Here is a 6516-nt window from a genome sequence, read left to right as displayed (position 1 = left end):
GGCCTGCCCCTCCCCCCCCACACACGCACAGCCCCCGCCCCCAAAAAACCCGTCCCCGACCACTCCCCCTCCCCGTAGCGCCCAGTGATTCCAGGCCATACGGAGAGATCGGAAGCGATCGGGGACAGGTGCGGGGAAGCGGGGGGAGCAGCAGGTCAGCCGAGGAGGCCGCCCAGGGCGTTGTCGCGGCCGGAGTCGCCTCCGGAGCCGCCGGTGCCGGTGCTGCCGGTGCCGGTGGTGCCGCCGCCGGTGCCGCCCGTCGACGTCGGTACATGGGTCGGTACCGGGGCGCGGGTCGGCACGGTCTGCTGCGGTGCGCTGGTGGTCGCTCCCGGCTGCTGCGAGAGCCCGCTGGAGCTGCCCGTCGACCGTCCGGTGCCGGAGGTCGACGCGGACGGGGTCCCGGGCTTGCGGGTCTTGTGGGAGGCGTCCGCGGAGGGCGTTCCGGGGCGCGGTGCGGCGCTGCCCTTGTGCCGCTGGCCGGGCCGGGCGGAGTGCTTGCCGGGGCGGGGCAGCGGGGAGCCGGGCAGGTTGTTGATCGCGGGCTCGCCGGGGCGGGGGACCGTCGCGACTGTCGCGGAGCGTACGGCGCCGCCGAGCAGCGAGCCGACGATCAGGGTCAGTCCGGCCACCACCGTGGTCATCACGGCGCCGCGGCGCAGCACCCGGCGCCGCAGGTCGGCCACCTCGACGCGGGGGCCGAGACGCCGCCAGGCCTCGCCTGCCAGCCGTCCGTCCATGGAGTAGACGGGGGCGCCCGCGATGATCAGCGGGCTCCAGGCGGCGAGGTAGATGATGTCGGGGGCGTCGTAGGCGGGGACGGTACGCCAGGTGACGGTCATCAGCAGCGCCGCGGACAGCAGCGCGCCGATGGACGCGGCGACGCGCTGCCACAGTCCGCAGATGGTCAGGACGCCGACGACGACCTGGAGGAAGGCGACGGTCAGACCGGCGCCGACGGGGTGCGAGACGGCGAAGTCACGCAGCGGGACGGCCAGCGCCCAGGGGTCGAGCGACATCAGCCACTTGACCATCGAGCCCCGCTCGCCGCCGTCGAAGTAGACGGGGTCGCAGAGCTTGCCCATGCCGGCGTAGACGGAGATCAGTCCGAGGAAGATGCGCAGCGGCAGCAGGACGACGCCGAGGTTCATCCGGCGGCCGGGGTAGTACGCGTGGCGCACGCTGTCGGTGCCGCGCCGCTTGGCATCGGGGTCGTAGTCGTCCCGTGCCTCGAACCGGTCGTCGTCGTAACCGTCGTCGGTGTGGCCGCGGTCGCCGTAGGGGGGCCGGTAGGGATGGTCGCGGTAGGTGTCGCCGTATGCGCTGCCCACGGGGCGTACGCCGCGCAGCAGCGGGCTGTCGGGGTCGACGGGGCCGCGCTGGCCGATCACGGTCTGGGCGGGGGCGGCGTCGCCGAGGCGGATCCGGGGCAGGACCTGGGTCGTGCCGACGTCCTCGGCCTGGCCGCCGTCGAGGCCGAGGCCCGCGTTGCGCACCGCGTGCAGGAGTTGGGTGGTGGCGCCGGCCGTGCCGCCCGGGTCGGTGCGGCCGCTCCACACCACGGGCGCCCGGCGTCTGGCACCGGCGGACGAGCCCCTGATGACGGGGATGCGCGCGGTGTCGGCCATGGCGCCGCGCGCCGCGGGCGCGGCGAGCTGTACGCGGAAGCTGGCGTGGTTGACGATGACCTGCGCGGGATCGCACGGCACCTTGACCGAGCTCAGGCCCGGCTCGTCATCGAAGCCCGGCGAGCGTCCCCCCGTAGGCGTGCGGGGTGTTCTGGTGTCCACGCTCATCTAACCGAGTGACCCGCGTTTAAGACACTGCCTTGACCGGGTCGATCTGTCCGAGACCCGTCAAAAGATCACGGGATACCGGAGAGACGTACAGAGGGTCAGGTCCTGCCCCGGGGTGTGGCACAGCTGCGTGCCGACCGCCCCGGGGCACCCGGGCTCAGGCGCGGCGGCGCGCCGCTTCCCACAGGACGACACCGGCCGCGACACCGGCGTTCAGCGACTCCGCGCCGCCCGGCATCGGGATCCGCACCCGCACGTCACAGGTCTCGCCGACCAGCCGCGACAGGCCCTTGCCCTCGCTGCCGACCACGATCACGACCGGGCCGTCCAGCGCCGCGACGTCCTGGAGCTCCATCTCGCCGTCCGCGGCCAGACCGACGACCGTCAGACCGGCCTTCTGGTACGACTCCAGGGTCCGGGTCAGGTTGGTGGCGCGCGCGACCGGCGTACGCGCCGCGGTGCCCGCCGAGGTCTTCCACGCACCGGCCGTCATGCCGGCCGCCCGGCGCTCCGGCACGACCACGCCGTGACCGCCGAAGGCACACACGGAGCGGACCACCGCGCCGAGGTTGCGCGGGTCGGTGACGCCGTCGAGCGCGACGATCAGCGGGTCGTCACCGTTGTCGAAGGCGGCCGCGGCCAGGTCCTCGGGGTGCGCATAGTCGTACGGCGGGACCTGGAGGACCAGCCCCTGGTGGTTGAGACCGTTGGTCATCCGGTCCAGCTCGGGGCGCGGCGCCTCCATCAGGTTGATGTTGCCGCGCTCCGAGGCGAGCTGGAGCGCCTCGCGCACCCGCTCGTCGGTGTCGATGAACTGCTGGACGTAGAGGTTCGTCGCGGGCACGCCGTCGCGCAGCGCCTCGAAGACCGGGTTACGGCCGACGACGAGCTCGGCGGTGCCCTTCGCACCGCCGCGGCGGGGCGCGGGACGACGGGCCGCGGCGTGCTTCGCCTTGGCGTTGGCCACGCGGTTCTTGACATGTCCCTTGCGCTCAGAGGCGGGCGGGGTCGGCCCCTTGCCTTCCAGGCCCCGGCGCCGCTTACCGCCGCTGCCGACCTGCGCGCCCTTCTTGTTGGACGTGCGGCGGTTCCTGCGCTGGCTGTTGCCGGCCATGGGTCACCTGTTTCTTCACTGCTCTCGACGTCTCGCGACGTGGAGTGGGTACGTACGTATGGATTGAGTGTCGCCCGCGGCCACCGTGCGGAGCGAATCCGGGTGGCCGACGAGGCGTGGGGCCGAGGTCAGGACAGCGACCAGCGCGGGCCCGAGGGGGTGTCCTCGATGGCGAGTCCGGACTGCTGGAGCTGATCACGGATGGCGTCGGCGGTGGCGTAGTCCTTGCGGGAGCGGGCGGCCTGGCGCTGTTCGAGGACGAGACGGACCAGCGAGTCCACCACACCGTGGAGGTCTTCGCCGCGGTCCGTGCCGCCGCCGGACCACCGCTCGTCGAGCGGGTCCAGACCGAGCACCCCGAGCATCGCACGCAGCTCGGCCAGCCGGGCCACCGCCGCTTCCTTGTCGTCGGCGGTCAGTGCGGAATTGCCCTGCCGGACGGTGGTGTGCACGATCGCCAGCGCCTGCGGGACACCCAGGTCGTCGTCCATCGCGTCGGCGAAGGCCGGCGGCACCTCGGCCGCGGGCTCGACGACCCCGGCCTTCTCGACGACCCGCTGGACGAAGCCCTCGATCCGCGCGAACGCGGACTCCGCCTCGCGCAGCGCGTCCTCGCTGTACTCGATCATGGAGCGGTAGTGCGGGGTGCCCAGGTAGTAGCGCAGCACGATCGGGCGCCAGCGCTTGACCATCTCCGAGACCAGCAGGGAGTTGCCCAGCGACTTGGACATCTTCTCGCCGCTCATCGTGACCCAGGCGTTGTGGGTCCAGTACGCGGCGAAGTCGTCGCCGTACGCCTTGGCCTGCGCGATCTCGTTCTCGTGGTGCGGGAAGATCAGGTCGATGCCGCCGCCGTGGATGTCGAACGCGGTACCCAGGTACTTGTGCGCCATCGCCGAGCACTCCAGATGCCAGCCGGGGCGGCCGCGGCCCCAGGGCGTCTCCCAGCTGGGCTCGCCCTCCTTGGCCGCCTTCCACATGGCGAAGTCGCGCGGGTCCCGCTTGCCGGTCTCGCCCTCGCCGGACGGCTGGAGGAGGTTGTCCAACTCCTGGTTGGACAGCTGGAGATACTCCGGGAAGGACCGCACGTCGAAGTAGACGTTGCTGTCGGCGGCGTAGGCGTGACCGCGCTCGATCAGGCCGCGCATCATCTCGATCATCTCGGGGATGTGGCCGGTGGCACGCGGCTCGTAGGTGGGGCGCAGGCAGCCGAGGGTGTCGTAGGCCGTGTTGAAGGCGACCTCGTTCTCGTAGCCGATCGACCACCAGGGGCGGCCCTGCTCGTCCGCCTTCTTGATGATCTTGTCGTCGATGTCCGTGACATTGCGCACGAACGTCACGTCGTAGCCGCGGTACTCGAACCAGCGGCGCATGATGTCGAAGTTCAGTCCCGACCTGATGTGCCCGATATGCGGGGCGGCCTGCACGGTCGCACCACACAGGTAGATCGAGACACAGCCCGGCGTGAGCGGGGTGAAATCGCGAATCTGCCGGGCGCTGGTGTCGTACAGGCGAATCGTCACGGAACCAGGGTAGTCGGAACAAGGCAGTGCCCCGCGACCCATGGGGCCACGGGGTGACGTATCCGTCATAGGTGCCGTCTTCGCCGGAAGTGTCGGCGCTTCCTGAGCGGTCCGCGGACCCCGTCAGATGCTGCCGACCACCTTGCGCGGGGTGATCCGGACGACCACCCGCTCGGAGTCGTCGGCCGACGCGGGGTTGAAGTCCGCGTACGGCTTGCCGGTGTACTTCCGCGACAGCTCGTCGATGAGCGCCCGCCCGCCCTCGGTGGTGAGCGTGGCGGTGCCGCGGACCTCGGCATACGTATAGGGGGCGTCGAAGGGCTGGGCGACGACCGTGACCCGCGGGTCACGGCGGAGATTGGCTTCCTTGCGCCGGCCGACGGTCGTCGAGAACAGCAGGTCGTCGCCGTCCCGCTTCACCCAGACCGGGGAGACCTGGGGACTGCCGTCGGGCTGGATGGTCGCCACGGTCACGAAGACCGGAGTATCGAGGAGGTTCTTGAGGTCGTCGGACAAGGTGGCAGTCACGAGGGATCCTTCCTGCGGGCCGTTCCGGGACACGGATACTCCGATCTTCCCCCCAACACCCGTACGGCGCCCGGCATTCCCGCCCCGTGCGGGGGATGCCGGGCGCCGCAACGGGGACTCCGGGCGCCGCGCCTGCCGCCGTACGGCGACGGGTCAGGCCGTACGGAAGACGATCGCCGTGGCCACCGCGGCCAGGCCCTCGGCGCGGCCCGTCAGGCCCAGCCCGTCCGAGGTCGTCCCGGAGACCGAGACCGGCGCGCCGACGGCCGCCGACAGCGCCTTTTGGGCCTCGTCCCGCCGCTTGCCGACCTTCGGGCGTACGCCGATGACCTGCACCGCGACATTGCCGATGGTGAAGCCCTCGGCCCGTACGATCCGGGCGGCCTCGGCCAGCAGGGTCACTCCGGAGGCGCCGGACCACTCGGGGCGGCTGGTGCCGAAGTGGGCACCCAGGTCGCCGACGCCGGCCGCCGAGAACAGTGCGTCACAGGCGGCATGCGCGGCCACATCGCCGTCGCTGTGACCGGCCAGGCCGTAGCCGTCGCTCTCCGTGGTGTCCCAGAGCAGACCCGCGCACCACAGCTCCCGGCCCTGCTCGAAGGCGTGCACATCCGTGCCGATGCCGACGAGGGGGACGAGAGGGGCGCCGGGGAGCGCGCCGGAAGGGGTCGGGTCAGACATAGCCATCGGTGGCCCTCCTGCGGGCGAGTACGGCCTCGGCCAGGACCAGGTCCAGCGGCCGGGTCACCTTGAACGCTTCCTCGTGGCCCGGGACGACCACGACCGGCGAACCGAGCCGTTCGACCAGCCCGGCGTCATCGGTGGCGCCCTCGCCCTCGACGACGGTGTCATGCGCCTTGCGCAGGGTCGCCAGGTCGAAGCCCTGCGGGGTCTGCACGGCGCGCAGCAGGGACCGCTCCGGGGTGCCGACCACCGGCTCCGGGGTGCCCTGCGGCTGCGGGTCGACCTGCTTGACGGTGTCGGCGAGCGGCAGCGCCGGGACGACGGCCGGCGCACCGGCGCGTACGGCCGCGACCACCGTGTCGACCGTGTCGACCGGGACCAGCGGGCGCGCGGCGTCATGCACCAGCACGACGTCGATGGTGTCCGGGAGCGCCGCCAGACCGAGCTGTACGGACTCCTGGCGGGTTTCGCCGCCGGGGACGACCTCGAGCTCGGTGCGTTCGGCGAGCGGGTGCTCGTGGAGCAGGCGGCTGACCTCGGCGGCGCCGTCGGGCGGGGCCACCACCACGATGAGGGAGACCGCGCGCGAGGCGGCCATCGCGCGGACGGCGTGCACCAGCATGGGGGTGCCGCCCAGCGTGCGCAGCGCCTTGGGGGTGCCGGGACCGAGCCGGACACCGCGGCCGGCGGCGGGGATCACCGCGGCGGTGCGGACCGGGCGGGAAGGATCTGACATCGATGACTCCGGAGTCCGGGCCGAGCCCGGAATTGACGCAGACAGGTTTGTTTCCTCGGGCGGTGTGGGTATGGCCTTGGGGGCACCCCCGGGCCGAAGGCCGGGGGGAGTGCCGGGCGCGCCGCCTTGACCGGA

Annotated in this window: 6 protein-coding genes; all 6 read right to left on the bottom strand. The window is 72.4% G+C overall.

The features are described from left to right. Positions 1-155: 155 nt before the first annotated feature. Complete coding sequence (locus IF67_RS0136060) at positions 156-1796, bottom strand: DoxX family protein (RefSeq protein WP_199812844.1); 1641 nt, start codon at positions 1794-1796, stop codon at positions 156-158. Between the two features lie 157 nt (positions 1797-1953). Continuing rightward, positions 1954-2910, bottom strand: coding sequence for a 23S rRNA (guanosine(2251)-2'-O)-methyltransferase RlmB (rlmB, locus tag IF67_RS0136055; RefSeq protein WP_030992909.1), 957 nt, complete (start codon positions 2908-2910; stop codon positions 1954-1956). A 128-nt stretch (positions 2911-3038) separates the two neighbouring features. After that, entirely contained in the window at positions 3039-4433 is a 1395-nt protein-coding gene (gene cysS, locus IF67_RS0136050; RefSeq protein WP_030992907.1) for a cysteine--tRNA ligase, read from the bottom strand. A gap of 123 nt (positions 4434-4556) precedes the next feature. Further along, on the bottom strand, positions 4557-4961 hold the full coding sequence (locus IF67_RS0136045; protein WP_030992905.1) for a PPOX class F420-dependent oxidoreductase: 405 nt from the start codon (positions 4959-4961) through the stop codon (positions 4557-4559). 153 nt (positions 4962-5114) lie between these two features. Further along, the gene (gene ispF, locus IF67_RS0136040; protein WP_078889846.1) at positions 5115-5648 is read right to left on the bottom strand and encodes a 2-C-methyl-D-erythritol 2,4-cyclodiphosphate synthase; all 534 of its coding nucleotides are present in this window, start codon (positions 5646-5648) and stop codon (positions 5115-5117) included. Then, positions 5635-6381: a 2-C-methyl-D-erythritol 4-phosphate cytidylyltransferase gene (gene ispD, locus IF67_RS0136035; RefSeq protein ID WP_030992901.1), complete on the bottom strand. Its 747-nt coding sequence runs from the start codon at positions 6379-6381 to the stop codon at positions 5635-5637. The genes ispF and ispD overlap by 14 nt, the downstream gene beginning before the upstream one ends. Positions 6382-6516 lie beyond the last annotated feature (135 nt).

The sequence above is a fragment of the Streptomyces sp. NRRL S-1813 genome (assembly GCF_000719605.1).
GTDB lineage: Bacteria > Actinomycetota > Actinomycetes > Streptomycetales > Streptomycetaceae > Streptomyces > Streptomyces decoyicus.
The sequence above is the reverse complement of the archived record's forward strand: the minus strand, read 5'-3'. Positions and strand labels throughout refer to the sequence as shown.

Bases quoted from the DNA above. Each gene is read 5' to 3' on its own strand.
- IF67_RS0136060 (WP_199812844.1), bottom strand. From the start codon at position 1,796: ATGAGCGTGGACACCAGAACACCCCGCACGCCTACGGGGGGACGCTCG.
- ispD (WP_030992901.1), bottom strand. From the start codon at position 6,381: ATGTCAGATCCTTCCCGCCCGGTCCGCACCGCCGCGGTGATCCCCGCC.
- ispF (WP_078889846.1), bottom strand. From the start codon at position 5,648: ATGGCTATGTCTGACCCGACCCCTTCCGGCGCGCTCCCCGGCGCCCCT.
- rlmB (WP_030992909.1), bottom strand. From the start codon at position 2,910: ATGGCCGGCAACAGCCAGCGCAGGAACCGCCGCACGTCCAACAAGAAG.